This window comes from Streptomyces sp. NPDC002742 (genome assembly GCF_042888885.1).
Taxonomy (GTDB): domain Bacteria; phylum Actinomycetota; class Actinomycetes; order Streptomycetales; family Streptomycetaceae; genus Streptomyces.
In genome coordinates this window covers 99,164-125,059 of sequence record NZ_JBIAQF010000003.1, presented here as the reverse complement: position 1 = coordinate 125,059, position 25,896 = coordinate 99,164, and the positions used below count along the sequence as shown (strand labels likewise).

Below are 25,896 nucleotides of genomic sequence, written 5' to 3'. Positions count from 1 at the left end.
TGGCTGGTGATGGTTCCGCCGCCCCAGCCGTCGCTGACCCACGCTGACAGTTGCGCGGGGCCGGGGCCGCTACGCGTACAGCGTGCCGCCTGCCTGGTCCTCGAATATCTCGGGCCAGTAGCGGCGGCCGTCGTCGCCCGGGAGGGACGGGGTCGGGTCGCAGGCGGTGGGGTCGACGGTGGCGAGGGTCTCGGTCAGAGTGGCGGCGAGCTGGTCGTAGGAGTCGCTGAGGCCGTGGGCCGCGTCGACGGTCTTCTCTCGGTGGAGGAGCCAGAGGGTGAACGCCAGCGTGGAGATGTCCGCGTTGAGCGGGCGCAGGGTGAGGTCCGGCTCGCTCCAGGCGAGCACCGCGCCCGTGGTGCCGTCCATGACCAGGCTCGTGTCCTCCAGCAGGTACCCGAGGCGTATGAGGCGGTCGGCGGAGGCCGGGAGCATGCCTGCGGAGAACTCGCCGGGGCGCTCGTCCGCGTAGTACTCGGTGAGGGCCGGCAGCGGCACCTCCGTGTCCAGCTGGAAGAGGAAGCCGTCCTCGGGCAGGCCGGACTCCCGCAGGAAGCGGCGGGTCGGCTCGTGCGTCAGCGCGGGCGGGAAGTCGACATCCTCGAAGCGCATGATCCCGCCCGCGCCGAACTCCTCGTCCAGCAGCCGCTTCGGCAGGCCGAGGACGAGCCCTTCACCGGGTCCGGCGATCCGGGCGAGCGGGCGGATCAGCGCGGCCATCCGCCAGTACGGCGGCACGTCCGCGCCCGCGGCGTCCTCGAAGACGGCGCTCAGCCGGTCCGAGACCTCCGCGACCGCCTTCGGGCCGAACGGGCCCGGCCGGACCCGGGACACGGTCAGCTCCTCGGTGGCCGCCGCGAAGCGCAGCAGTGCCTCCAGGGAGGGCGCCAGGGGCGAGAGGTCCAGAAGGGCGGGGTTCCGCCGGACGTACGTCGAGGAGACCTCGCCCGTCGTCCCGTCCAGCACGATCGACTCCAGGTCCCGGTCCAGGCTGCGCAGGGCCCCGATGACGAGCTGGTCGCGCAGCTCCTCGGCGAGCTTGTCCGCGTCGCCCGCCAGGTCGGCGACGGTGCGCAGACCGTGCTCGCGCAGCGCGCCGAATCCGAGCAGTGTGCCGTCGCACGGCAGTCCGGGTCCGGTGAGCCGGTCGCGGGTGCCCGCGTGTGTGACGTACGGATCCAGCTCGTCGCCGGTCAGTGTGATCACGCCACCGACATCGGTGTCAGTCGTACTCATGGCTCCCCCGCGCATGTGAACCCGTCGTGCTTCCCCCGGAGGGAACGGCCGGTCGTCCCACGGCAGTTCCCCATTGAGCCAGAACCATACGCCGCCCCACTGACAACGCCGGAAACACGCGGAAACAGGCCCGCCACGGGACAGGGACGGTCCGGGCGCGGGGTCCACGGCCCGCGAACCGTCGGGATCCGGCCGTCCGCGGAGGGCGTGCACCGGTGCGGGCGCCGGGCCATCCGTGGCGCCCCGTGCGCGGGGTCACGTGAGCCGTGCCGCGGAGACGTGAGCCGTGGCGTGCGTCAGGTGAAGTAGACGCCGCCCAGGACGACGACCACTGCCGCCAGCACGAAGAGCAGCACCCAGATCAGCAGCTTCCCGACGCTGGGCGTGGGTTCGTAGCGCGGCTGTCCGGACTCGCCGTCGTGAGCCGAGGGGTCGGTGCTCCGCGCCGACGCCTCGGCGCCGTTCGGCGAGGCTTCGCCGGTCGGCGGCTCCGGCGCGCTCACTGGGCCGTCACCACCGCCGCCTGCGGGCGGATCGGCAGACGGTTGACCGGCCGGCCGGTGGCCGCCCGTACGGCGGACGCGATGGCCGCGGGCGAGGTCACGACCGGCACCGCGCTCACCGCCTTGGCGCCGAAGGGGGCGACGACGTCGCGCTCCTCGACCAGTTTGACGATACGGATGTCGGGCGCGTCCAGGGCGGTCGGCAGGGCGTAGCCGGTGAGGTCGGGGTGGCGGACCAGGCCGCGGGCCGTCCGGAGGTTCTCGGTCAGCGCGGCGCCGACGCCCTGGGTGACGCCCGCCTCGATGCGGGCGGTCAGCTGTGCCGGGTTGAGGATCCGGCCGACGTCCTGGGCGAGCGCCAGTTCCACGACCCGTACGGAGCCCAGTTCGATGTCGACGTCCACCACCGCGCGGATGGCGCAGAAGGCGAGGCCCACGAAGGCGTCGCCCTGACCGGCCTCGTCGAGCGGTTCGGTCGGGTGGGGGCGGCACTGCGCGGTCGCCCACAGCTCCTTGCCGTCCATCGCCTCGGTGACCGTCGTCGACAGCACACCGTCGTACGACGTGATCTTGCCGTCGGTGATCTGGAGCAGCTCCGTGGACATGCCGAACTTGTGCGCCAGCGGTTGCAGCAGTTGTGTACGGACCATCTTGGCCGCGCGCTCCACCGCTCCGCCGGACACCCAGGTGTGCCGGCCGCGGCAGCTCGGACCCGCCGGGGGCTGGTCGGTGTCGACCGGGGCCACGTGCACCTCGTCGATGCCGAGCGTCTCCTGGACGATCTGCCGGGCCAGCGTGGTGAAGCCCTGGCCGGTCTCCACGGCCGCGCAGAGCACCGTGGCGACACCGTCGTGGACCTTCACGGTGGCCGTCGAGACCTCGTCGGCGCCCTCGGCTCCGAGCATGTGCACCATGCCGAGCGCGTAGCCGACACCGCGGCGTACGGCACCCGGTTCGCCGGCGCCCTCGGGGCCGCCGGGAAGCAGCCACTCGTCCTCGGGGGTGTCCTTGGGGAGGGCGGGCAGCGGATAGTCGCGTACGGCCTGGAGCAGCTCGGCGACGGGCGCGGGGCAGGTCACCGTCTGGCCGGTCGGCAGGACGTCTCCGGTGGCCATGGCGTTGCGCAGGCGCAGTTCCGCGGGGTCCGTCCCGAGTTTCTTGGCCAGCTTGTCCATCTGGGCCTCGTAGGCGGCGCAGACCTGGAGGGCGCCCTCACCGCGCACATGCCCGGAAGGCGGGTTGTTGGTGCGTACCGCCCAGCCCTCGATGAAGGCGTTCGGAACGACGTACGGGCCGCAGGCGAAGGAGACCGCGGCGGCGAGGGACTCGCCGGAGGTGTCGGCGTAGGCGCCCGCGTCGAGCAGGATCTGTGCCTCGACCTTGACCAGCATGCCGTCGGCGTCGGCGTGATGCCGGTAGCGCAGCAGGGTCGGGTGCCGGTGGGCGTGGCCGAGGAAGGACTCCTCGCGCGTAGCGGTGAGTTTCACCGGGCAGCCGGTCTTCAGGGCGAGAAGTCCGAGGGCGAGCTGGAAGCCCTGGTCCTCACGGTCCGCGGAGGCTCCGGGGACGCCGGTGACGACGACCTTCACGCGCGCGGGTTCGAGGCCGTAGCAGGCGGCGGCGGCGTCGCGGTCGCTGTGCGGGTCGGTGGAGGCGATGTAGAGCTCGACGCCCCCGTCGGGGCGGGGCACGGCGAGTCCGGCCTCGGCGCCGATGGGTGCGGGGTCCTGGCGGCCGATGCGGTACAGGCCCTCGACGACGATCTCGCCGACCGCGTCCGGGTCGCCGTGGCGCAGCGGGATGTGGCGGATCAGGTTGCCGTCGGGGTGCAGGGGTTCGGCCTCGAAGGCATGCTCCGGGTCGGTGACCGGTTCGAGGACCTCGTACTCGACGATGACGGCGGCGGCGGCCATCCGCGCGGTGTCCGGGTGGTCCGCGGCGACGGCCGCGATGGGCTCCCCGTGGTGGCGTACGACCTCGGAGGCGAACACCGGGCGGTCGGCTCTGCCGCGGCCGTGCAGCGGGGTGCCGGGCACGTCCTCGTGGGTGATGACGGCGCGTACGCCGGGCATCTCGCGCGCGTGGCTGGTGTCGATGGACAGGATGCGCGCGTGCGGGTGGGGCGAGCGGAGCACGGCGGCCCACAGCAGGCCCTCGGCCCACAGGTCGGCGGCGTAGGGGAAGGTGCCCTCGGTCTTCGCGCGGTCGTCGGCTGCGGGCAGCGAGACGCCGAGCCCGTGAGGCAGCGGCTCGGGGCCTGTCTCGTGCGCCGCGGGTGTCGCGGTCGCGGCCTGGTTGGTCACGCCTGGCCTCCGTCCTGGCCGTACGGCTGTTCGTGCTGGGCGCGGGAGCCGTAGGCGGCGTCGTCCTCGTACGCGGACGGGTGGACGCCGCCGGCGCCTGGGCCGGCCTGGTGCGGGATGCGGGCCCCGTCCGCCTCGGGGGCTGATTCGGCCGCGGCGGCGGAGTGCGCCTCGCGTTCGGCGACGACCTCGCGCACGGCGTCCAGGACGCCGCGGTAGCCGGAGCAGCGGCACAGGTTGCCGCACAGGGCCTGGCGGGTCTCCAGCTCGCTCGGCGCGGGGTTGCCCTCCAGCAGGTCGTGCAGGGTCATCGCCATGCCGGGGACACAGAATCCGCACTGCACGGCGCCGCACTTGGCCAGTGCCCGCTGGACGTCGGAGGGTTGGCCGTCGGCGGCCAGGCCCTCGACGGTGCGCACCTCGCTGCCTGCGGCGGTGACGCCGGGTACCAGGCAGGACGCCACGAGCCGGCCGTCGACCTGGATGTTGCAGGCGCCGCACTCGCCCTGCGAGCAGCCGTCCTTGGCGCCCGCGAGGCCGAGCCGCTCGCGCAGCACGTAGAGCAGCGATTCGCCGATCCAGGCGTCGGTGACCGGCCGGTCGGCGCCGTTGACGCGCAGGACGTAGGAGGCGAGGGGGTGTTCGTCGTGGGCGGCCGGGGCGAAGTGGTCCGCGTCCGGCGTCTCGTCGCCCGTCCCGGGTGCCTCGTGCGCCGGATCGGGCTCGGGCACCTCGTGTGTCCCCGCGGTCACCGGCTCGGGGTCGGCGACGGGCTCAGGGGCCTCGTGGGCGGGCTGTACGGGCCGCTGGACGGCCTGCGCGGACGATTCGGCCTCCGGCTGCCCCACGCGCCCCGCGAGGGCCTCAGTGGCCGTTTCACGCGCGTCGGCGGTCCAGGACTGTCCGATCTCGCTGGCCCAGGGCGCGGACGCGCCGCCGGGGAGCGTGGCGGGCGGCGTGCCGCCCCACTGCTCGACGAGTGCCGAAGTGGTGAACTCGCCCGATTCGTCCGGAAGGTTGCCGTCGGCCACCGGAATCGACCACTGCCCGGTCACGTCGTGTCCGGGCTCGTGTCCCTGGCCGTGCCCGGCGCCGTCACGGGCGGCGGCGTCGAACTCCCACTGCCCGGTGGCCCCGGGGCGGTACGAGAACCGGTCGTCGGGTGCGCCGGGTCCCGGCTGTGCGGCGTTCGGATCCGGCCACGGGGCGTTGCCGCCCTGCCCGGCCCACGTTCCGTCGGCCGTCGGGTCCGCCGCCCCGGGCGGGGCGGGCGTCACGGCGATCTGCGGGGGCACATAGCCGTGTCCGGGCGCCGCGAGCGGCTCCCTGGCGGCGAGGAGGGCCTCGATGCCCCCTTCGGGGAGCTTGACGAAGGCGGTGGCGCCGTCGTCGTAGTCGCCCTGGGGCAGCGGATCCCAGCGGCTGCCGCTGCGCGGAGCGGCTCCTTCGTGCTGGTCGTCGGTCACGACAGTGCCCTCCCAAGTGCTCGTCGGGCCAGCGCGGCGACGGTACGCCGCAGATGCAGTACGGCGGGCGGAAGCGGTGTCAGGGATCCGTCCTCGGCGGGGACGGGATCGGGGATGCAGGCCGCGGCCACGTACTCGCCGAACGCCGTCAGCGCCTCCGGGACGATCGCGCGACTGTTGTCCCAGTCGATCAGCTGGGCCACCCATGCCTCTGCGTCCAGGGGCCGCAGCGGCATCGGCGCTATGGCGCCGACGGCGCAGCGCACGCCGCGCCGGGCCGGGTCGAGGACGACCGCCACGGAGGCGATGGCGCGCCCGGGTCCGGTCCGTCCGGTGGCCTTCAGGAAGACCTGCGGGGCGTGCAGCAGCGGTACGCGCACGTAGCCGATGAGTTCTCCGCCGCGGAGCATGTCCACGCCCGCGAGCAGGTGCGACACGGGAATCTCGCGGCGGGCTCCGCCCGGGCCCGCGATGATCAACGTGGCTTCCAGGGCGGCCAGCACGGGCAGCGCGTCCCCCGTGGGGGCGGCCGAGGCGATGTTGCCGCCGAGGGTGCCGGCGTTGCGGATCTGCGGCGGTCCGGCCGCCCGCGCGGCGGCGGCGAGTGCCGGGATGAGGGCGGCGAAGTCGGGGCGGCCCATGCGGGCGTGCGTGAGTCCCGCGCCGAGCAGCGCGTGGCCGTCCTGGTACTGCCAGCCGCGGATCTCGCTGATCCGGCCGAGGCCGACGAGCGCGGACGGCCTCAGTTGTCCGGAGTTGACCGCGGCCATCAGATCCGTGCCGCCGGCCACCGGAACGGCCGTGGGCATGGCTGACAGCGCCGCCACCGCCTCGTCCAGCGAGACGGGCAGCGTCACGGCCTGCGCCGTCTGCAGTGCGTGCGTGGTCAAACCGGTTGCCCCTTCCCGCTGCCCCACCTGGTCCCACCTGTGCTGCCGTACGGTACGTGCTGACAGGGCGGACGTGGCAACTCTGGCACATCTTCCCCGGCCCTCGACGCGGGGGTCCGCTAGGAGGCATTCGCCCCTCTCACCAGGGAGTTGGCCGGTTTTCGCACGGCATCGCCGGTGGGCACGGATTGTCACTCTTCGGTGACCCTTGGGGGCCTTTTTTCCTTGTGGGACAACGGTGCCAGGGCATCGGCCGGGGGCACACCGGCCGTGAGCCGTCTCACACCTTCGGGGGCGCCCCTTCGATCGGGCGTCCGAGCACCCCGGGGCGCCGCTGCCACGGCCGCGGTCCCGTGGGCGGGCGGTAGGCGACCCCGAGGGCGTCGAGCCGCTCGTAGTGGACGGCCATCCGTCGCTCGAAACCGGCGTAGTCCCGCTCCGCGGGGGCCGGCAGCCGGCTCCAGGCGACCTCGGCGAAGGCGGCGAGCCTCGGGAACGCCTGGTAGTCCACGCGCGTGTGGTCCTCCATCACCTCGGTCCACACGTTGGCCTGCGTGCCCAGCACGTGTCGTGCCTCCGCCTCGCTGAGCTGCGGTGGAACCGGCTCGAAGCGGTAGACGTCCTCCAGAGTGCGCACATAGGCGATGGGCACCGGTTCGTCCTCGCCCGCGGCCTGCCGGTAGTCCAGGTACACGTGCTGCTCGGGGCACATGACGACGTCGTGGCCCGCGCGCGCGGCCGTGACGCCGCCCTGGTAGCCGCGCCACGACGACACCGCGGCGCCCGGCGCGAGACCGCCTTCCAGGATCTCGTCCCAGCCGATCAGCCGACGCCCGCGCGCGGACAGCCAGTTGTCGAAGTGCCGGATGAACCAGGACTGCAACTCGTCCTCGTCGGCGAGCCCGAGTTCCCTGATGCGCGCCTGGGCGGTGGCCGACCGCTTCCACTGGTCCTTGGCGCACTCGTCGCCCCCGATGTGGAAGAAGCCCGAGAACTCCGGGAAACGCGCGGGGTCCGCCGGGAACAGGTCGAGGAGTTCCTCGAAGACCCCTTCGTAGAAGCGCAGGGTGTTGTCAGTGGGGGCGAGTACGTTTTGGGAGACGCCCCAGTTGTCCCAGACGGTCAGGGAGGTCGTGTCGATGACGTCGGTGTTGCCCAGTTCCGGATACGCGGCGATGGCGGCCTGCGAGTGGCCGGGGATGTCGATTTCGGGGACGACGGCGATATGCCGCTCGGCCGCGTACGCGACGATCTCGCGGATGTCGTCCTGTGTGTAGAAGCCTCCGTGCGGTTTCTCCTCCCACAGCGGCGAGGCCCGGTGGCCGAATTTGGTGCGCGCCCGCCAGGAACCGACCTCGGTCAGCCGCGGATAACGCTTGATCTGGACACGCCATCCCTGGTCGTCGGTGAGATGGAAGTGGAAGACATTGAGTTTGTGCGCGGCCAGCAGGTCGAGGTAGCGCAGGACGCCTTCCTTGGGCATGAAGTGCCGGGAGACATCGAGCATCAGGCCGCGCCAGCGGAATCGGGGTGCGTCCTCGACGGTCCGGTGCTCGATTCCGTACGTCGTCCGCGGGCGGATCGGGGCGCGGCGAAATGCGTCGGGGCCGAGCAGTTGACGCAGTGTCTGCGCGCCCCAGAAGACCCCGGCCGCGTCGCCGCCGCGGATGTCGACGCCGTCGTCCCCGACTCCCAGCCGGTACGCCTCCGGTTCCAGGGTGTCGTCGAGGAGGAGGCGTACGGCACCCGGGGCGTCCCGCGGCCCAGGTCGCAGCGGTAGTCCGAGTGCGGCGCCGAGCGTCGAGCGCAGCCAGCGTTCGGTGGTGTCCGTGCCGGGCGCGGCCCAAAGGGTGGTGTCCGCGTCCAGTTCGAACCGCCCGTGGGTGGCGCCCTCGACGACGAGGGGCGCGGGAATCAGGCCCGTATCCGTCATGTCCATCCGTCCTTCAGTCCTTTACCGCCGCCGGGGCCGGAGGCGGGTCACCGGTGTACGCGTACGAAGAAGATCGGCACGTGAATCGTCACCACCCCGGAGGTGGCCGCCATACCGTCCGGTCGGGCCGCACCGGCTTACGGAAGACGAGGAGGACCGGCCGCGCGGGGACCGCTGGACGCCGTCGGGGAAGAAGGGCTCGCGGAGCGGGAAATCGTTCCCGGCCGGGAGGAAGGAAAACATCCCGGCGGCCGTGGCCACGGTGAGGACGAGCGGGAAATGCGTCCGCCGGTGGAATCGCGCGCGGCTCGTTCCGTCCAGGTACGCGACCGCTTCCGGCGCGTCCCGGACGGCGTCGGCGGAACCCCGTGGCAACCGGATCACGAAGGGCGGCGAGAAGGCCCCGCGCGGCGAGGTCCGCAGGCCCGGCGTGTTCGGCCGGCCGAAGTGCCGCGGGGTGAAGAACGGGAGGGAGAACAGGGGGATCGCCGGGGCCTCGACGGGCATCGTCCGGGCTGCCGGGAACATGATCGGCGGGGTGGTCCGGAATCGGAAGCGGAATGGTCTCGCCGCCGTCGCCGACACAAACCCGATGAGCGCCCGGACGATCACCACGGAGCTCGCGGCAAGAAGGAACTCGGGGAAGTACCGGCCGAATTCCCGCTGCCGGAAGACGCGCCGGAAGGAATCCGGGGAGGGCGAAAGCGACCGGAACCCGGACCCGGCGGCCCCCCACTCCCCCGCCGGTCCGAAAGCGCCGAGCACCCTGCGGCAGAGGAACGATCGCCGTCCGGGCCGCAAGGATTCCGGGAACGGCGAGCTTCATCGAGCGTCCTCCAACGGCGCGTTGCAGCATGCGCAATGACGGTTTCGCATCGCACAACACTCCGGAGGTTATGGAGTCCGCGTACCTCCCACAAGAGGTCTCAACCACTACGTGACCACGGGCCGCGCTCCGGGCGACGCCCAGCCACCGCCGGGCTCCCCGCCGGGCCGGTGAGCCCGCGCTCCCCCGGATCTCCCGCGATCGGCCCGCGCGGGGGGTCCTGGGGGTCGGCGGGGGTCGGCCTCTCGAACGACACGGCCGCGACGCCCCTCGCCAGGGGTGTCACGGCCGTGCTCGGTCCACGCGGCGTACCGCGCCGGGGAGGGCCTCGGCGCTACTTCTTGTCGCCGCCCTTGCCCTGGTCACCACCGGCGCCCATGGACTCGAAGATCTCCTTGCACATGGGACACACGGGGTACTTCTTCGGGTCGCGGCCCGGCACCCACACCTTGCCGCACAGCGCCACGACGGGCGTGCCGTCCAGCGCGCTCGCCATGATCTTGTCCTTCTGGACGTAATGGGCGAAGCGCTCGTGGTCCCCGTCGCCGTGCGACACCTGCGGCGTCGGCTCTACGAGGGTCCCCGTCCCCGTGCCTCGCTGGGGCTGGGTCTCAGGCTCAAGAGTGCTCATGGACCCAAGGGTACTGGGGCTCGCACCCGTCAGATGAGGGAAGGGTCGCGTGCCGGTCAGGGAAGCGTCGGGGCCGGTGTGCCGGTCAGTTGAGAGAGGGGTCGTCGGGATACGTGGCCACCATCGCGAGTTCGCTGCGCTGACGGCGCAGCACCTCGCGCCACAGGCGTTCCGGTGCCGGGGAGGAGACGTCCCCGGGTTCGGATTCGACGACGTACCAGGCGCCGTCGACCAGTTCGTTCTCCAGCTGGCCCGGTCCCCAGCCCGCGTATCCGGCGAAGATGCGCAGGGAGCCGAGGGCCGAGGCGAGGAGTTCGGGCGGGGCCTCCAGGTCCACCAGACCGATCGCGCCGTGCACCCGCCGCCAGCCGAGTGGCGCGCGCTCCCCCGCGATGCCGCCCGGGATGACCGCCACCCCCAGCGCCGAGTCCAGCGAGACGGGACCGCCCTGGAAGACGACACCCGGCTCCCCCGCCAGACCGGCCCAGTTCTCCAGGATGTCGCCGACACCCACCGGGGTCGGGCGGTTGAGGACGACACCGAGGGAGCCCTCCTCGTCGTGGTCGAGGAGCAGCACCACCGCACGGTCGAAGTTCGGGTCCGCCAGGGCGGGCGTGGCCACGAGCAGCCGCCCTGTGAGCGAGGACACCTCGGTCATGCCAGACATGATCCCCCACATTCCCTTCATGTGGGGAGCCAATACGCGTACGGGAGTGAATGCAGCTCAGGGCGCAACGGAGCGTTGCCCGCGCACATCGGGGCCGGTGACCCCGTGTGCCCGATTCGGAACGGTTCGTGTTGTGGCCAAGCTATGACTGAGCTGAGTCCTCATTGGGCTTACTGCGCCGGGGTGGGCGGCCATTACCCTTGCTGTTCGGCTCCCGTACGACCGGCCGGCCGACGACCACACCTGCCCAACTCATCGGAACGCGAGATACATGACCGTCAACGACGATGTCCTGCTTGTCCATGGCGGAACCCCGCTTGAGGGCGAGATCCGTGTCCGCGGTGCGAAGAATCTCGTACCGAAAGCCATGGTCGCCGCCCTGCTGGGCAGCGGACCGAGCCGGCTGCGCAATGTCCCCGACATCCGCGACGTACGTGTCGTACGCGGACTGCTGCAGTTGCACGGTGTGACCGTCCGTCCGGGTGAGGAGCCCGGTGAGCTGATCCTCGATCCCTCGCACGTCGAGAGCGCGAACGTCGCCGACATCGATGCCCACGCGGGCTCGTCGCGCATCCCGATCCTCTTCTGCGGCCCGCTGCTGCACCGCCTCGGCCACGCCTTCATCCCGGGCCTCGGCGGCTGCGACATCGGCGGCCGGCCGATCGACTTCCACTTCGAGGTGCTGCGGCAGTTCGGCGCGAAGATCGAGAAGCGGGAGGACGGCCAGTACCTGGAGGCCCCGCAGCGGCTGCGCGGCACCAAGATCCAGCTGCCGTACCCGTCCGTGGGCGCGACCGAGCAGGTGCTGCTGACCGCGGTCCTCGCGGAGGGTGTCACGGAGCTCTCGAACGCGGCCGTGGAGCCGGAGATCGAGGACCTGATCTGCGTCCTGCAGAAGATGGGTGCCATCATCGCGATGGACACCGACCGGACGATCCGCATCACCGGTGTGGACTCGCTCGGCGGTTACACCCACGCGGCCCTCCCGGACCGCCTGGAGGCCGCCTCGTGGGCTTCCGCGGCGCTGGCGACCGAGGGAAACATCTACGTCCGCGGCGCCCAGCAGCGCTCGATGATGACGTTCCTGAACACCTACCGCAAGGTGGGCGGTGCCTTCGAGATCGACGACGAGGGCATCCGCTTCTGGCACCCGGGCTCGCAGCTCAAGTCCATCGCCCTGGAGACGGACGTGCACCCCGGCTTCCAGACCGACTGGCAGCAGCCGCTGGTCGTGGCCCTGACGCAGGCCACCGGCCTGTCGATCATCCACGAGACGGTGTACGAGTCCCGGCTGGGCTTCACGTCCGCGCTGAACCAGATGGGCGCGCACATCCAGCTCTACCGTGAGTGCCTCGGCGGCTCCAACTGCCGCTTCGGACAGCGCAACTTCCTGCACTCCGCGGTCGTTTCGGGCCCGACGAAGCTCCAGGGCGCCGACCTGGTCATCCCCGACCTGCGCGGCGGCTTCTCGTACCTGATCGCGGCACTGGCGGCGCAGGGCACCTCCCGCGTCCACGGCATCGAGCTGATCAACCGAGGCTACGAGAACTTCATGGACAAGCTCGTGGAGCTGGGGGCGAAGGTCGAACTGCCGGGCAAGGCACTCGGCTGACCCAGCCACCCGGCTCCGGCCGGGCAGGCTCCCTTCCGGCTGGGGGTCCGGGGGTTACCCCCCGGGCAGACACAGCATGGACAAGCTCGTGGAGCTGGGGGCGAAGGTCGAACTGCCGGGCAAGGCACTCGGCTGACCCAGCCACCCGGCTCCGGCCGGGCAGGGCACTGGGTTGACGCCGGTCCCTGCCGGGCGCGGCAGACGCACGTACGACGATGGGGCGGCCCCCCTGAAAGGGGCCGCCCCATTGGCGTTGTGTGCGCCTTGTACGCCTCCCGCGTCGGCGGGAACGTACAGGCGGGCCTTACTTGCCCTTGGCGGCTTCCTTGAGCTTCGAGCCCGCGGAGACCTTCACGCTGTAGCCGGCCGGGATCTGGATCGGGTCGCCGGTCTGCGGGTTGCGCGCGGTGCGAGCGGCACGGTGGGTGCGCTCGAAGGTCAGGAAGCCGGGGATGGTGACCTTCTCGTCGCCCTTGGCGACGATCTCGCCGACGGTCTCGGCGAAAGCGGCCAGAACGGCGTCGGCGTCCTTGCGGGTCACCTCGGCACGGTCGGCCAGCGCGGCCACCAGCTCACTGCGGTTCATGTTGTTACTCCCGTGTTCTTCTTGCTGTTGAGGCGTGCCACGCGGCGGAGCCGCATATCGGGCACAGTGAAGCCGATGCTGCCAGGGTCCTCGGTCGGCCCCCGGACCCGGGTCCGTAGCCAGACCGTCGCGCCCGAAGACGCATCCTGCCCCCACCTGCGGCGGGAAAGCCAATCCGGCACCCCTGGGAGTCACACGAACACCCTTGGGGGTCACACGAAGCGGCCCTGCGAGGCCTGAGCCTGGCCGCCACCCTAGAGGCGGCCACTGGCCCCGCGTTCCGCGACGCGCCGGGGTCCGGGCGGTCGTGGCGCCCGTCACAGACGGTACGACGGCCGCTGTGACGCGGGCGCGGGGCCCGGCTCGACCAGTGCTACACGCTCGTGTTGGCCGCGTCCGACGCCCCCGCCGCCTTCGCCGCGTCGCGCACCGCTCCGGCGACCGCGCCCGCGACCTTGTCGTTGAAGACGCTGGGGATGATGTAGTTCGGGTTGAGCTCGTCCTCGGTCACCACGCTCGCGAGGGCGGTCGCGGCGGCCAGCATCATCTCCGTGTTGACGGTACGCGACTGGGCGTCCAGGAGGCCGCGGAAGACGCCCGGGAACACCAGGACGTTGTTGATCTGGTTGGGGAAGTCGGAGCGGCCGGTGGCCACAACTGCCGCGGTCTGGCGGGCGATTGCCGGGTCGACCTCGGGGTCGGGGTTCGCGAGCGCGAACACGATGGAGTTCTCGGCCATCGAGGCCACGTCGTCACCGTCGATGACGTTCGGGGCGGAGACACCGATGAAGACGTCGGCGTCGCGCACCGCCTCCTTCAACGTGCCCGTGAGGCCTTCGAGGTTGGTGTTGTCGGCGATCCAGCGCAGCGGCGAGTCCGCGGCGGCGTCGACGAGGTCGGCCCGGCCCGCGTGCACGACGCCGTGGATGTCGGCGACGACGGCGTTCTTCACACCGGCGGCGATCAGCAGCTTGAGGATGGCCGTACCGGCCGCGCCCGCACCCGACATGACGACCCTGATGTCGCCGATCGCCTTGCCGGCGACGCGAAGCGCGTTGGTCAGAGCCGCGAGGACGACGATGGCCGTGCCGTGCTGGTCGTCGTGGAAGACGGGGATGTCGAGGGCCTCGCGCAGCCGGGCCTCGATCTCGAAGCAGCGCGGCGCGGAGATGTCCTCCAGGTTGATGCCCGCGAAGCCGGGGGCGATCGCCTTCACGATCTCGACGATCGCGTCGGTGTCCTGGGTGTCCAGGCACAGCGGCCAGGCGTCGATGCCCGCGAAGCGCTTGAAGAGGGCCGCCTTGCCCTCCATCACGGGCAGCGCGGCCATCGGGCCGATGTTGCCGAGGCCCAGCACGGCGGAGCCGTCCGTCACGACCGCAACGGAGTTGCGCTTGATGGTGAGGCGGCGGGCGTCCTCGGGGTTCTCGGCGATCGCCATGCACACCCGGGCCACACCCGGGGTGTAGATCATCGAGAGGTCGTCACGGTTGCGGATCGGGTGCTTGGACTGCATCTCGATCTTGCCGCCGAGGTGCATGAGGAACGTACGGTCGGACACCTTGCCGAGGGTGACGCCCTCGATGTGCCGCAGCTGCTCGACGATCTCCTCGGCGTGCGAGGTGGACGTCGCCGCGATGGTGACGTCGATCCGGAGCTTCTCGTGGCCGGAGGCGGTCACGTCGAGGCCGGTCACCGAGCCTCCGTGTGACTCCACGGCCGTGGTGAGCTGGGAGACCGCCGTTCCGCTCGCGGGTACCTCCAGCCGGACCGTCATCGAGTAGGAGACGCTGGGCGCCGTTGCCATGGCCGACTTCCTCTGCTTTCACCGTGTGTCACTGCTTTGTGCCGTCCGATCGTCGCACCTACCCCTGAGTACGGGGTAGTCGCCCCCGATTGCGAACGTTTTGTTCGCCAGGGTTCACGGTTTCGGAAAGTGGATTCCACCCTACGAGAGGGGACCGGACGACGAAAGAGGCCCACGTCACGGGTGACGTGGGCCTCTTCGGGTCCTTCGGTGAAGGACGACGTTCAATGACACCGACCCGCCATGCTCGCCTCGCGGCAAGTGGTCGCTCGTGGCGACGAAGGTTGGGCCCGGGGGCTTGGATCGGGCCGGTGTCACGTCAAAGGTAACAAAGGATTCCCGTAAGGCAATTCCCGTCCCCGGAGTTCTTTTCGGCCGGGACGCGCCGGGGGCGGACAGGCCGCCCCCGGCCCGGGAACCCGGACCGGGGGCGGCCCGTGGCCGGACGGGGGACGCCGGCGGCGTCCGCCCCCGCAGGAGCTCCGTCAGTCCCGCAGCAGGTCGGGGACGCCGTTCGCGTCGGGGTCGTCGCGGTCGCTGGAGACGACGGTGAGCTGCTGCGTGGCCCGGGTCAGGGCGACGTACAGGACACGCAGTCCGGCCGGCGACTCGTCCGCGATCTCCGCGGGCGACACGACCACCGTGGCGTCGTACTCCAGCCCCTTGGCCTCCAGGCTTCCGAGGGCCACCACGCGGTCCCCGAGCCCGGCGAGCCAGCGGGCGGCCTCCTCGCGCCGGTTCATGGCGACGACGACGCCCACGGTGCCGTCGACCCGGTCGAGGAGATGGGCGGCCTCGGCGCGCACGGTCTGCGCGAGGGAGTCCCGTACGACCGCGAACCGTGGCTCGACGCCCGTGGACCGTACGGCGGACGGCGACTCGGAGCCCGGCATGGCGAGGGCGAGGACCTTGGCGGCCAGCTCGGCGATCTCGGCCGGGTTGCGGTAGTTCACGGTGAGCGTGAAGCGGCGCCTGGGCCGGGTGCCGAGCGCCTCGTCACGGGCCTCCGCCGCCTCGTCCGGGTCGGACCAGGAGGACTGGGCCGGGTCGCCCACGACCGTCCAGGTGGCGTGCCGGCCGCGCCGGCCCACCATCCGCCACTGCATGGGCGTGAGGTCCTGCGCCTCGTCGACGATGACGTGCGCGTACTCGGTCCGCTCCTGCGCGAGGCGCTCGGCGCGTTCGCGCTGCGTCTCCTCGCGCTGGGGCATGAGCTCCTCCAGACCCGTGAGGTGGGCCAGCGGGTCCACATCGCGCCGCTTCCTGGGGCGGGCGGGCGCGCCGACGATCGCCTCCAGCTCGTCGAGCATCGCAACGTCGTGCACCGAGAACCCGTCCCGCCTGAGCGAGCGCGCCACCCGGCGGACCTCGCCGGGGTTGAGGATCCGGCGCGCCCAGCGCCCGAGCCGCCGCTCGTCCGCCATGGCGGCCAGCACCCCGCGCGGGGTCAGCTCCGGCCACCAGGCGTCCAGGAAAGCCAGGAAGCTGTCCTCGGAGGTGACGTCCTCGTCGAACGACGAGCGCAGCTCGGCGGCCAGCTCCGGGTCCGCGTGCCGGGTCCCGGCGCCCGACCGCGACCACAGCGCGTCGAGCAGCAGCCGGCGGGCACGCGGCCGCAGCAGGTTGACCGGCGCGGTCCCGCTGAGCGCGTTGTGCTTGATCCGGTCCAGCTCGGCGGACTCCAGCTCAAGACGACGCCCGAAGGCGACGACCCGCAGCCGGGTGGGGGGACCCGTGGGGGCCGTGTCCGGCTCCCCGAGGGCGAGCTGGCCGGAATTGCCCCCGGCCGGGCCGGCCGGGCTCTCCAGCGCCCCGCGCGCCGCCTTCCGCAGCACCCTCAGCATCCGGTGCGAACCCTTGGCGCGGGCCACCGCCGGGGAGTCGTACAGCGTGGCGCCCACACCGTCGACGAGCGAACCGATCGCGCGGATCGCGACCTGCCCCTCCTCGCCGAGCGAGGGCAGGACCCCCTCGGTGTAGGCGACGAGCAGCGGGGTCGGGGAGACGATCAGGATGCCGCCCGCGTAACGGCGGCGGTCCTGGTAGAGCAGGTAGGCGGCCCGGTGCAGGGCCACCGCCGTCTTGCCGGTGCCGGGGCCGCCCTCGACATAGGTCACGGACGCGGCGGGCGCGCGGATCACCATGTCCTGCTCGGCCTGGATGGACGCCACGATGTCGCGCATGGTGTGGCTGCGGGCCTGCCCGAGCGCGGCCATGAGCGCGCCGTCGCCGATGACGGGGAGCTCGCGGCCGTCGAGGGAGGCCGTCACCTCCGGACGCATCAGGTCGTCCTCGACGCCGAGGACCCTGCGGCCCTTGGAGCGGATGACCCGGCGGCGTACGACCCGGCCGGGGTCGACCGGGGTGGAGCGGTAGAACGGGGCCGCGGCGGGCGCCCGCCAGTCGATCACCAGCGGCGCGTAGTCGGCGTCCAGGACGCCGATACGGCCGATGTGGAGCGTCTCCGCGATGTCGGCCGTGTTGTCCTCGCGGACCGCGCCCTCGGCGGGTTCCACCGCCGTGTAGGCCCCGTCGGCGCCCTTCGTGCCGTCCTTCCCGCGGAGCAGGTCGATCCGGCCGAAGAGAAAGTCCTCGAACTCGTTGTTGAGACGGTTGAGGTGGATTCCCGCGCGGAACACCTGGGCGTCCCGCTCCGCGAGCGCTCCTGGTGTTCCGACGTGACCGCGCTGGGCGGCGTCGTGCATCAGGAACTCGGCCTCGTGGATCTTCTCCTCGAGGCGCCGGTAGACCCGGTCCAGATGTTCCTGTTCGACGCCGATCTCACGGTCCCGTACGGAGTCGTCCTTGACGGATTCGTCCGGTACGGAAACGTGGACCGAGCCGAGCGCGGTTTCCTGCTGAGCCTGAGCGGCCACCGGGCCCCCTTCTGACGTGCTGGGCAGCCGTCAACCGTACGCGAAGGGAGGCCCGTGAGGCTACGTGCGCGCCCGGAGTCCGCTCACGCGTTCACCTCGACCAGCCGCTTCCCCTCGAAGGTCATGACCTCGAAGTGATCGATCTGGTTCGGTGTGAAGGCCGCGCCGCCGTGCACGTACAGCGGCTGCTTGGCCTCCGCGTTGTTCGTGTTGGACAGCCCGTAACCCCGGTCCGGAACCGCCCAGGAGGTCACCGTCTCACGTTCGCCGTTCTTGCCGACGGCGATCAGGGAGCACTTGAGCGGGCCCTTGACGTTCTTGAGCTGGAGGACCGCGTGGGTGCCCCAGTCCTTCGGCTCGACGGCGACGACGGCGTTGACCTTGGTCTTCGGGTCCGTGGCCTCCGTCTTGTCCGTCATGACGTCGAAGGCGGCCTTGGCCGGGCTGCTGGCCATCGCCTGCGGCGTGTTCGTACCGGTGTCACTGCCGCCGTTGACCGCCATGACCGTCAGCGGACCGCCGATGATCAGCGCGGCGGCCGCCGCCACCAGGTACATGCCGCGCCGGCGCTTCTGCGTGCGCCGTGCCGAGACCTCGTCGACGAGGCGCTCCGCGAGCCGTGGGCTCGGGCGGGCCGAGAGGGACTCCGCGATGGCCGGACTGCCCTGCGAGGCGGGCAGGTCCGCGAGCGCGGCGAGCATCGGCTCCATCCCGGCGAGCTCGTCGAGCTGCTGCCCGCACCACTCGCAGGAGGCGAGATGCTCCTCGAAGGCCGTCGCCTCCGCGTCGTCGAGAATGCCCAGGGCGTAGGCGCCGACAGTCTCGTGGATGTCCCCGGACCCCTGCTGTCCTCGTGGACCTTGCATGGCTCCCGGACCACCTGTTCCGTAACCCCCGTACGTGTTCATGCCGTCACCCCCCGCTCCTCCAGCGCAAGCTTCATCGACCGCAGGGCGTAGAAAACCCGTGAGCGCACAGTGCCGCTGGGAATGCCGAGCGTTTCGGCCGCCTCGTTGACGGTACGCCCTTTGAAGTATGTTTCGACCAGTACTTCCCTGTGAGCAGGGGTCAGGTCGTCCAGCGCGTCCGACAGTGTCATCAGCCACAACGCCTTGTCGATCTCGTCCTCCGCGGGGATGACCTCCAGCGGCGACGGGTCGACCTCCTGCGGCCGGGCCTGCCGACTGCGGTGGCCGTCGATGACGATGCGTCGGGCGACCGTCACCAGCCAGGGGCGTACCGAACCGGTCGCTCGATTGAGCTGACCGGCGTTCTTCCAGGCACGGATGAGTGTTTCCTGCACAACGTCCTCGGCGCGCTGCCGGTCTCCGGCGACCAGGCGCAGCACATAGGCCAGCAACGGCCCCGCATGCTCCCGGTACAACGCACGCATCAGCTCCTCGTCGGGTTCGGTCGACGAAGACTGCTGAGACATGCGATGTCGGGCCCTTGGCTTGTGTTCATCAGCCACGGCTGAATCCTTGCGCACGCCTACCTCCGGTGTCCGGGGGTTCCCCCAGTCGGTCGCTCATCACCGGGTACGTGTGTGGGTACGCGGGTGTTCAAAGTGTTCAGGGTTTTTTCTGTTGAAGATGTGTAGACACCGAAAAGAATGCGTATCGATCACCTCGTGTCACTGGAAGATCACGTACAGGTGTGATCAGGCGCGCGCCAGGGCCGCCCGCCGCCGGTGCCGGGCAACTCGCTCCCGATTGCCGCACACTTCGCTGGAACACCAGCGTCGGCGCCGGCCCCGCGAGGTGTCGAGGTAGACGATCGGGCAGTTGTCGCCCTCACACTGTCTCAGACTCGCCCGGGCCGGCGGATCGGTGAGCAGATCGAGGGCGTCCCGGGCCACCACGGAGACCAGTTCGGCACAGTCCGGCGGGGTGCGCACCGCGCGGCGCAGCGATCCGTCGTCGGTGCGGACGGCCCAGGGGGCGGGCGGCGCGGCGGCGGCGACGGCGTTGACGCGGGCGAGCGCGCCGTCCGCGGGGTGTCCGTCCAGCTCGCCGCGTACCAACTGGGCGATATGTCCGCGCAGTTCCCGGAAGCCGAGCAGCCAAGTACCGTCCACCGCGGCGAGCGGGGTGCCCGCGGGTACCAGCCCGGACGCGATGACCCAGGCGCGCAACCGGGCTGCCGAGTCGAGGCGTTCCTCGGGATGGGTGGTCGCCGTCAGGTCCAGGCAGATCCGCCCGGAGTCGAACCGCGACTCGTACGAGGCTGTGGCCATGCCCGATGCCATGCGCCTGTCACCGCCTTGGGGTCACCTGCCGTCGTACCCCTACAGTGCATGCCCCGAGGCTCCGCCGGAAGACTCAGCACCGGCCCCGTACGGGACATGTCCGGATGCGTACCTGATGCGTACCGGACGGGGGTTCAGGCCGGTGCCGTCGGCATCGCGGCGGAACGCGTGGCGGACGGGCCCGTCCGCGTGTTCCCGCACCCGGCGCCTGCGCCGTGGCATTGCTTGTGCCGTGCCCGCGCCTGCGCCGTGGCATTGCTTGTGCCGTGCCCGCGCCTGCGCCGTGCCTGTGCCGGTGACCTCAGGCGTCCGCGTACTTGGAGTCCGCGGCCGGGTCGAGCGCGAGCCGGTAGCCCCGCTTGACCACCGTCTGGATCAGTTTGGGCGAGCCGAGGGCCGTACGCAGCCGGGCCATCGCGGTCTCCACGGCGTGCTCGTCACGGCCGGATCCCGGCAGCGCGCGCAGCAGTTCGGCCCGCGCCACCACCCAGCCGGGCCGCCGCGCGAGGGCCCGCAGCAGCGACATCCCGGCGGGCGGGACGGGCCGCAGCGACCCGTCCACCAGCACCGCGTGCCCCCGGATCTCCACCCGGTGCCCGGCGATGGGCAACACCCGTGCCCGTCCCGGCAGTTCCTGGCACAGCAGTTGCACGAGGGGACCGAGCCGGAAGCGCTCGGGCTGGACGGTGTCGATGCCGTGCGCCTGCAACGGCAGCGCGGTGACCGGGCCGACGCAGACGGGCAGGACGTCATGGTGCAGCGCGGCGAGGAGTTCGGGTCGCAGGCCCCGGTCCTGGGCCCTGGACAGCAGGGAGGCGGCGGCCGGCGCGCTCGTGAACGTGACCGCGTCCAGGCCTCGGGTGAGGGCCGCGTCGAGCAGCCGGTCGACCGGCCCGATGTCCTCCGGTGGCATCCACCGGTACACGGGCACGGGGACGACCTCGGCGCCGGCGGCCCGCAGCGACTCCACGAACCCGGGCAGCGGTTCACCGTGCAGCTGTACGGCGATACGGCGGCCCTCGACGCCTTCCTCCAGCAGCCGGTCGAGTACCTCGGCCATCGACTCGGAGGACGGCGACCACTCCTCGGTCAGCCCCTGGGCCCGGACGGCGCCTTTGACCTTGGGCCCGCGGGCGAGCAGCTCGACGCCCCGCAGCCGCGCGAGCAGTTCCTCGCCGAGGCCCCATCCGTCGGCGGCCTCGACCCAGCCGCGGAATCCGATGGCGGTGGTGGCCACCACCACGTCCGGCGCGTCGTCGATCAACTCCTGGGTGGCGGTGAGCAGTTCGCCGTCGTCGGCGAGCGGCACGATCCGCAGGGCCGGCGCGTGCACGACGGTGGCCCCGCGCCGCTGGAGCAGCGCGCCGAGCTCGTCGGCCCGGCGCGCGGCGGTCACCCCCACGGTGAACCCGGAGAGAGGCCCGTGGTCGGGTCGCTGCTGTTCGTCGTACATGGCTCTCGTCTCGCGCTCGTCGAGTCGTCGTACGGGTCAGTGCTGTGTCGTACGTCCGCGGCGGATCCGAGCCTGTCAACGGACCGTGACAGGCTCGGATCAAGGCGATGTCGGGCGTGTTACGTCACACCTCGGCGTAGCCGAGCCGGGAGTTCGCCTCGGTGGTGGCACTCGCCCGGGTCTCGGCGGCCGCCGGCCGACGAAGGTATACGGCCCAGGTGACCGCGAAAGCGAGCGCGTAGAAGACGAGGAAGGTGACGAAGGCTCCGGTGCCGGAGCCGGAGTCGAGGAACGACTGGCGGAAGGCGAGGTTGATGCCGACACCGCCGAGCGCGCCCACCGCGCCGATGAGCCCCATGGCGGCACCGGAGAGCCGACGCCCGTACCGCGCGGCCTCCTCCCCTTCGAGCCCCTTGTCCACGGCCTTCTTCTGGAAGATGCCGGGAATCATCTTGTACGTCGACCCGTTGCCGAGCCCGCTGAGCACGAAGAGCACCACGAAGACGCCGACGAACAGCGGCAGGGACTTCTCGCTGCCGGCGACCACGAGGATCCCGGTGGCGGCGGCCATGCCCACGAAGTTCCACAGGGTGATCCTGGCGCCGCCGTAGCGGTCGGCGAGCCATCCGCCGACGGGCCGGATCAGCGAACCGAGCAGCGGGCCGATGAAGGTGAGGTAGGCGGCCTGCAGCGGCGTACGCCCGAACTCGACCTGGAGGACCTGCCCGAACGCGAAGGCGTAACCGATGAACGAGCCGAAGGTCCCGATGTACAGGAACGCCATGATCCAGGTGTGCGCGTCCTTCGCGGCGTCGAGGGCGGCGCCGGTGTCGTTCTTCACGGAGGCGATGTTGTCCATGAAGAGGGCGGCGAGGACTGCGGCCGCCGCGATGAGCGGGATGTAGATCCCGAGGAGCACCCGCGGCCCGCCGCTCGCCCCGATGACGGCGAGCGCGACCAGCTGGATGACGGGCACGCCGATGTTGCCGCCGCCCGCGTTGAGGCCGAGCGCCCAGCCCTTCTTCCGCAGCGGGAAGAAGGCGTTGATGTTGGTCATGCTGGAGGCGAAGTTGCCGCCGCCGACGCCGGCCAGCAGACCCACCACGAGGAAGGTGGTGAACGAGGTGCCCGGCTTCATCACCAGGAACGCGGCGACGGTCGGCACGAGCAGCAGACTCGCGGACACGATGGTCCAGTTCCGGCCGCCGAAGAGCGCGACGGCGAAGGTGTAGGGCACCCGCACGACCGCGCCGACCAGCGTCACCATCGAGGTGAGCAGGAACTTGTCGGCCGGGGTGAGCCCGTACTCCGGACCCATGAACAGGACCATCACGGACCACAGGGTCCAGACGGAGAACCCGATGTGCTCGGACAGCACGGAGAAGAGCAGGTTCCGCCGGGCGACCTCCTCCCCCTTCTCCGCCCAGAAGGCCTCGTCCTCCGGATCCCACTCCTCGATCCAGCGACCGCCCCGCGCAGGGGCCGTACTCGTGGCTGGGGCAGTCATCTCGCGCCTCCGTTGGGTTCTCCGGGCTTACTGGCCGCCGTTCCGGGCTGCTGTTTCCCGAAGGTAGGGAGGACGCGTTTCCACGCTGTGGCTGTGGGTGACCGGAAGGGAACGTTGCTCTCACCCGGTCCCGGACCCGGCGGTGAGGACGGGGCGGGACCGGGTGGGGGCGTCCGGACCGGAACCGGGCGAGAGTTGTCCGGACCGGGGCCGGGCCGGGCGAGAGACGTCGGGGCCGAAGTCGGGCGAGGGACGTCGGGGCCCGGCGGGCGGCGCGTTCGTCAGACGGCGGTGTTCAGACTCGGACGGCGGTGTTCAGACCCCGGCGTTGTGGTACGAGGTGATGGCCCAGGTCCCGACGGCGGGATCGCGGACGAGCACCCAGGTCGCACGGTGGAGGCGGTCGGCGGGCACCTCGTTCTCACCGGCCAGGAGGATCCCGGCCTCGCTGACGACGACGGCGGTGCCGGGGAGCGGGAAGCGGATCCGCCGGGGCTCGTCGAGCGGCCGGGAACCCTTCAGCGGTCCGTCGAACGCGGCGGCCATGTAGGCACGGATCTCCTCCCGCCCGTCGTTGAACACGCCCGGCATCACGACGGTCGCGTCCTCGGTGTAGAGCTCGGCGAAGGCGTCGGCGTCGTAGTCCGCCCAGGCGGAGTAGAGACGGTCGAGGACGGTGCGGATGTCCTGGCCGGCGTCGGTGGGGTTCATGGTGATCCTTCTCCTCGGATTGGTTCGGCATCTGTACGTACCTCGGCCCACGCCGGAACTCATCGGTGCCGGGACGATGAGTTCGGACGGGTCCGGAGGTAGGTACCGGTGAGTGACGGGACTCGAAGGGCTCGGGCCCGAGGAACCGGACCGCCGGGGACCCGTGCCGCGCAGGAGCCGAGGAGCAGAGCATGGAAACGCGTGACGACGAAGGCCGCGACGACGACAGCGGTGCCGAAGACCGCCACGGCGCCGACGGCCGTGGTGCCGACGGCGACGACCACGACGGCCGTGGTGCCGACGGCGACGGCGAAGCCGACAGACCTGGCGACGACGGCGACGGCGACGGCGAATACGACAGGCGTGGCGAGGACGGCCGGGACGGTTTCGAGGAACGGACGGCCCCCTATCGCCGCGAACTGCTGACCCACTGCTACCGGATGCTCGGTTCGGTGCACGAGGCAGAGGACCTGGTGCAGGAGACGATGCTTCGGGCGTGGCTCGCGTTCGACCGCTACGACGCCACCCGCGCGTCCCTGCGCACCTGGCTGTACCGCATCGCCACCAACACATGTCTGACCGCGCTGCGCGGCCGCGCCCGCAGGCCCCTGCCGTCGGGCCTCGTCGGCGCGCTGGAGGATCCCGGGGCACCGATGACACTGGGGGCGGAGGTGCCGTGGCTGGAGCCGTTCCCGGACCGGGGCACGGCCGGGCTCGCCCTCGGTGCCGGGGCCGCGTCCGCGGCCGGGGATCCCGCGGGCGTGGTCGTCGCCCGGGGCAGCCTGCGCCTCGCGCTGATCGCCGCGATGCAGTTGCTGCCCCCACGCCAGCGGGCGGTCCTCATCCTGCGTGACGCACTGGCCTGGCCGGCGACCGAGGTGGCCGAAGCCCTCGGTACGTCGACCGCCTCCGTGAACAGCGCGCTCCAGCGGGCCCGCGCACGGCTCGGCGAGGCCGGCCTGACGGAGGACGAGGTGACGGAACCGCCGGACCATGGGCAGCGCGCGGTGATCGACCGCTATCTGCGCGCCTTCGAGGACGCCGACCTCGACGCCCTGCGCACCCTGCTCACCGAGGACGTCGTCCTGGAGATGCCCCCGGTCCTCAACTGGTACGTCGGCCCCGACGCCTACGTCGCCTTCATCGCCCGCGTCTTCGCGATGCGCGGCACGGACTGGCGCCTGCGGCCCACCTCGGCGAACGGACAGCCCGCACTGGCGGCATACGTCCGCACCCCGGGCGACGACAGGCACCGCCTCCACACCTTGCAGGTCTTCACGGCGGACCACGGCGCGGTGAGCCACACGGTGGTCTTCCAACTCCCCACGGTCTTCTCGGCATTCGAGCTGCCCGAAGTCTGGGAGAAGTAGAAGGCCTTAAGGCCTCACTGCCGCGGAGGCTGTGGGCCACTCGCGTTCGGGTTGGGGTCAGGGGGTTGCGGTACGGGACCGGGCTGGGCGGCGTACGGATTGCCGGGACCACCCGGGGCGGGAGCGGCCGGGGGATGCTGACTGTAGGGACCGGGAACCGAGGAGCCGTAGAAACCCGGGGCCGGGAGGTGGGACTCACCCTGAACGGGAGCCCGCGCCGGGGCTTGGCGCTGGGACTGGGGCTGGGGCTGGACCGGGGCTTGAACCGGGCCGGCGTGCGGGGACTGCCCGGCGTACGGGGCCTGAGGAGCGTGACCGGGGTACGGGGCCTGGGCCTGGGGCTGGGCCTGCGGAACCTGACCGGGGAACGCGGGCTGGGCCTGCGGAGCCTGGCCGGCGAACGGGGGCTGCCCGGCATAAGGGCTTTGCGGAGCCTGGCCCGGGTACGGGGCTGGAGCCTGGGGGGCGTACGGAGCCTGGCCCGCACAGGGGGCGTACGGGGCGTAGGGGCCGTACGGGCCGGCCGCCTGTCCGCCGTACCCCGCCGTGGGCGGCAGATACCGCACGCGCCCGTCCTCCTCCGTCACCGGCGCGAACCCCGCCGCCCGCAGCAACGCCGCGAACTTGGCGTTGCGCTTGCGCGTGACGACGAGACCGACGCCGAGGACGACCATCAGCACGGCCCACAGGACGCCGGCCACCGTGAAGGCGCCGGAGCCGCCGCCCGCCCGGACCGCGAGGGCGACGCACCCGACGGTGAGACCGACTGCCGCGTACACCATCCGCTTCTCGGCGTTCTTGCCGGTGAGGTCGAAGTTGATACGGGCCTTGAGGAGTTCCAACGCGTCAGGAACGACGGGCGGCAACGACACCCCGTCGGCGGCCTTCGGATACTGCGCCCAGTTCTGCGCGGCACGCGCCTGAGCCTGCGGGCCGGGATCGGGCACGATGAGCATCGTGAGCGCGTTGTTGCGGCCGCTGCCCTGCCGCACATCCGCGTACTCGTAGCCGAACTGCTGCGCCATGAAGGCGAGTCGGGCCAGTTTCTTCACCGAGGCCATGGGACTCGTGAGCTGCACGGCCTGCCCCCCGGCCATCAACCGGAACATCTGCCGGATCTGCCGTTTACTCACGCCGCCCCCAACTCCCCGCCGAACAAGCCCGTTCACACCAGCAACCGCCCCACCTTTTCACGCACCCCTCCTCCACAGAACAGCCGAGCAACCCGATTTACCCGCACTTGACTCGGCTTTGACGGGCGGAGAAGCGCA

The 25,896-nt window shown here is 71.7% G+C and carries 20 protein-coding genes; 2 read left to right on the top strand and 18 right to left on the bottom strand.

Annotated elements, in window-relative coordinates; genetic code table 11:
* Positions 1-69: 69 nt before the first annotated feature.
* From ACFYW8_RS05815 to ACFYW8_RS05780, 8 genes are all read right to left on the bottom strand, one after another.
* Positions 70-1,236 (bottom strand): SUKH-4 family immunity protein, encoded by a 1,167-nt coding sequence (locus ACFYW8_RS05815; protein WP_389068349.1) that lies wholly within the window; start codon positions 1,234-1,236, stop codon positions 70-72.
* 296 nt (positions 1,237-1,532) lie between these two features.
* Positions 1,533-1,739 carry a hypothetical protein gene (locus tag ACFYW8_RS05810; RefSeq protein WP_389068346.1) on the bottom strand — a complete coding sequence of 69 codons (207 nt, stop codon included), beginning with the start codon at positions 1,737-1,739 and terminating at the stop codon, positions 1,533-1,535.
* Complete coding sequence (locus ACFYW8_RS05805) at positions 1,736-4,042, bottom strand: molybdopterin cofactor-binding domain-containing protein (RefSeq protein WP_365870212.1); 2,307 nt, start codon at positions 4,040-4,042, stop codon at positions 1,736-1,738. Before ACFYW8_RS05805 ends, ACFYW8_RS05810 begins: the two co-directional genes overlap by 4 nt.
* Entirely contained in the window at positions 4,039-5,508 is a 1,470-nt protein-coding gene (locus ACFYW8_RS05800) for a 2Fe-2S iron-sulfur cluster-binding protein (protein ID WP_389068344.1), read from the bottom strand. The genes ACFYW8_RS05805 and ACFYW8_RS05800 overlap by 4 nt, the downstream gene beginning before the upstream one ends.
* Positions 5,505-6,398, bottom strand: coding sequence for an FAD binding domain-containing protein (locus ACFYW8_RS05795; protein WP_389068341.1), 894 nt, complete (start codon positions 6,396-6,398; stop codon positions 5,505-5,507). The genes ACFYW8_RS05800 and ACFYW8_RS05795 overlap by 4 nt, the downstream gene beginning before the upstream one ends.
* Positions 6,399-6,678: 280 nt before the next feature.
* Positions 6,679-8,331 carry a beta-N-acetylhexosaminidase gene (locus ACFYW8_RS05790; RefSeq protein WP_389068338.1) on the bottom strand — a complete coding sequence of 551 codons (1,653 nt, stop codon included), beginning with the start codon at positions 8,329-8,331 and terminating at the stop codon, positions 6,679-6,681.
* 1,160 nt (positions 8,332-9,491) lie between these two features.
* Positions 9,492-9,788, bottom strand: coding sequence for a DUF3039 domain-containing protein (locus ACFYW8_RS05785; protein ID WP_103554931.1), 297 nt, complete (start codon positions 9,786-9,788; stop codon positions 9,492-9,494).
* A gap of 85 nt (positions 9,789-9,873) precedes the next feature.
* Entirely contained in the window at positions 9,874-10,446 is a 573-nt protein-coding gene (locus ACFYW8_RS05780) for a YqgE/AlgH family protein (RefSeq protein ID WP_389068336.1), read from the bottom strand.
* Between the two features lie 280 nt (positions 10,447-10,726).
* Between ACFYW8_RS05780 and murA the strand changes: the two genes are divergently transcribed.
* Complete coding sequence (murA, locus tag ACFYW8_RS05775; RefSeq protein ID WP_365870218.1) at positions 10,727-12,067, top strand: UDP-N-acetylglucosamine 1-carboxyvinyltransferase; 1,341 nt, start codon at positions 10,727-10,729, stop codon at positions 12,065-12,067.
* Between the two features lie 304 nt (positions 12,068-12,371).
* Here the strand turns inward: murA and ACFYW8_RS05770 are convergent, their stop codons facing one another.
* From ACFYW8_RS05770 to ACFYW8_RS05730, 9 genes are all read right to left on the bottom strand, one after another.
* Complete coding sequence (locus tag ACFYW8_RS05770) at positions 12,372-12,653, bottom strand: HU family DNA-binding protein (protein ID WP_007382399.1); 282 nt, start codon at positions 12,651-12,653, stop codon at positions 12,372-12,374.
* 373 nt (positions 12,654-13,026) lie between these two features.
* On the bottom strand, positions 13,027-14,460 hold the full coding sequence (locus ACFYW8_RS05765) for an NAD-dependent malic enzyme (RefSeq protein WP_389068331.1): 1,434 nt from the start codon (positions 14,458-14,460) through the stop codon (positions 13,027-13,029).
* 485 nt (positions 14,461-14,945) lie between these two features.
* The gene (locus ACFYW8_RS05760) at positions 14,946-17,336 is read right to left on the bottom strand and encodes a HelD family protein (RefSeq protein WP_389068328.1); all 2,391 of its coding nucleotides are present in this window, start codon (positions 17,334-17,336) and stop codon (positions 14,946-14,948) included.
* 83 nt (positions 17,337-17,419) lie between these two features.
* Positions 17,420-18,202 (bottom strand): anti-sigma factor family protein, encoded by a 783-nt coding sequence (locus ACFYW8_RS05755; RefSeq protein WP_389068325.1) that lies wholly within the window; start codon positions 18,200-18,202, stop codon positions 17,420-17,422.
* A gap of 38 nt (positions 18,203-18,240) precedes the next feature.
* On the bottom strand, positions 18,241-18,771 hold the full coding sequence (locus ACFYW8_RS05750) for a sigma-70 family RNA polymerase sigma factor (RefSeq protein ID WP_037619265.1): 531 nt from the start codon (positions 18,769-18,771) through the stop codon (positions 18,241-18,243).
* A gap of 225 nt (positions 18,772-18,996) precedes the next feature.
* Positions 18,997-19,584: a CGNR zinc finger domain-containing protein gene (locus tag ACFYW8_RS05745; RefSeq protein ID WP_389068322.1), complete on the bottom strand. Its 588-nt coding sequence runs from the start codon at positions 19,582-19,584 to the stop codon at positions 18,997-18,999.
* A 301-nt stretch (positions 19,585-19,885) separates the two neighbouring features.
* Entirely contained in the window at positions 19,886-21,037 is a 1,152-nt protein-coding gene (locus tag ACFYW8_RS05740) for a uroporphyrinogen-III synthase (protein ID WP_389068320.1), read from the bottom strand.
* Between the two features lie 124 nt (positions 21,038-21,161).
* Complete coding sequence (locus ACFYW8_RS05735; RefSeq protein WP_389068317.1) at positions 21,162-22,544, bottom strand: nitrate/nitrite transporter; 1,383 nt, start codon at positions 22,542-22,544, stop codon at positions 21,162-21,164.
* A gap of 315 nt (positions 22,545-22,859) precedes the next feature.
* Positions 22,860-23,255: an SgcJ/EcaC family oxidoreductase gene (locus ACFYW8_RS05730; protein ID WP_365870225.1), complete on the bottom strand. Its 396-nt coding sequence runs from the start codon at positions 23,253-23,255 to the stop codon at positions 22,860-22,862.
* Between the two features lie 191 nt (positions 23,256-23,446).
* Here ACFYW8_RS05730 and ACFYW8_RS05725 point away from each other — a divergent pair, with 191 nt between their 5' ends.
* Positions 23,447-24,625 (top strand): sigma-70 family RNA polymerase sigma factor, encoded by a 1,179-nt coding sequence (locus ACFYW8_RS05725; RefSeq protein ID WP_389068314.1) that lies wholly within the window; start codon positions 23,447-23,449, stop codon positions 24,623-24,625.
* Between the two features lie 14 nt (positions 24,626-24,639).
* Here ACFYW8_RS05725 and ACFYW8_RS05720 read toward each other — a convergent pair whose 3' ends face one another.
* A complete protein-coding gene (locus ACFYW8_RS05720; RefSeq protein WP_389068311.1) occupies positions 24,640-25,758 on the bottom strand; it encodes a hypothetical protein in 1,119 nt (372 codons plus the stop codon).
* Positions 25,759-25,896: the final 138 nt, after the last annotated feature.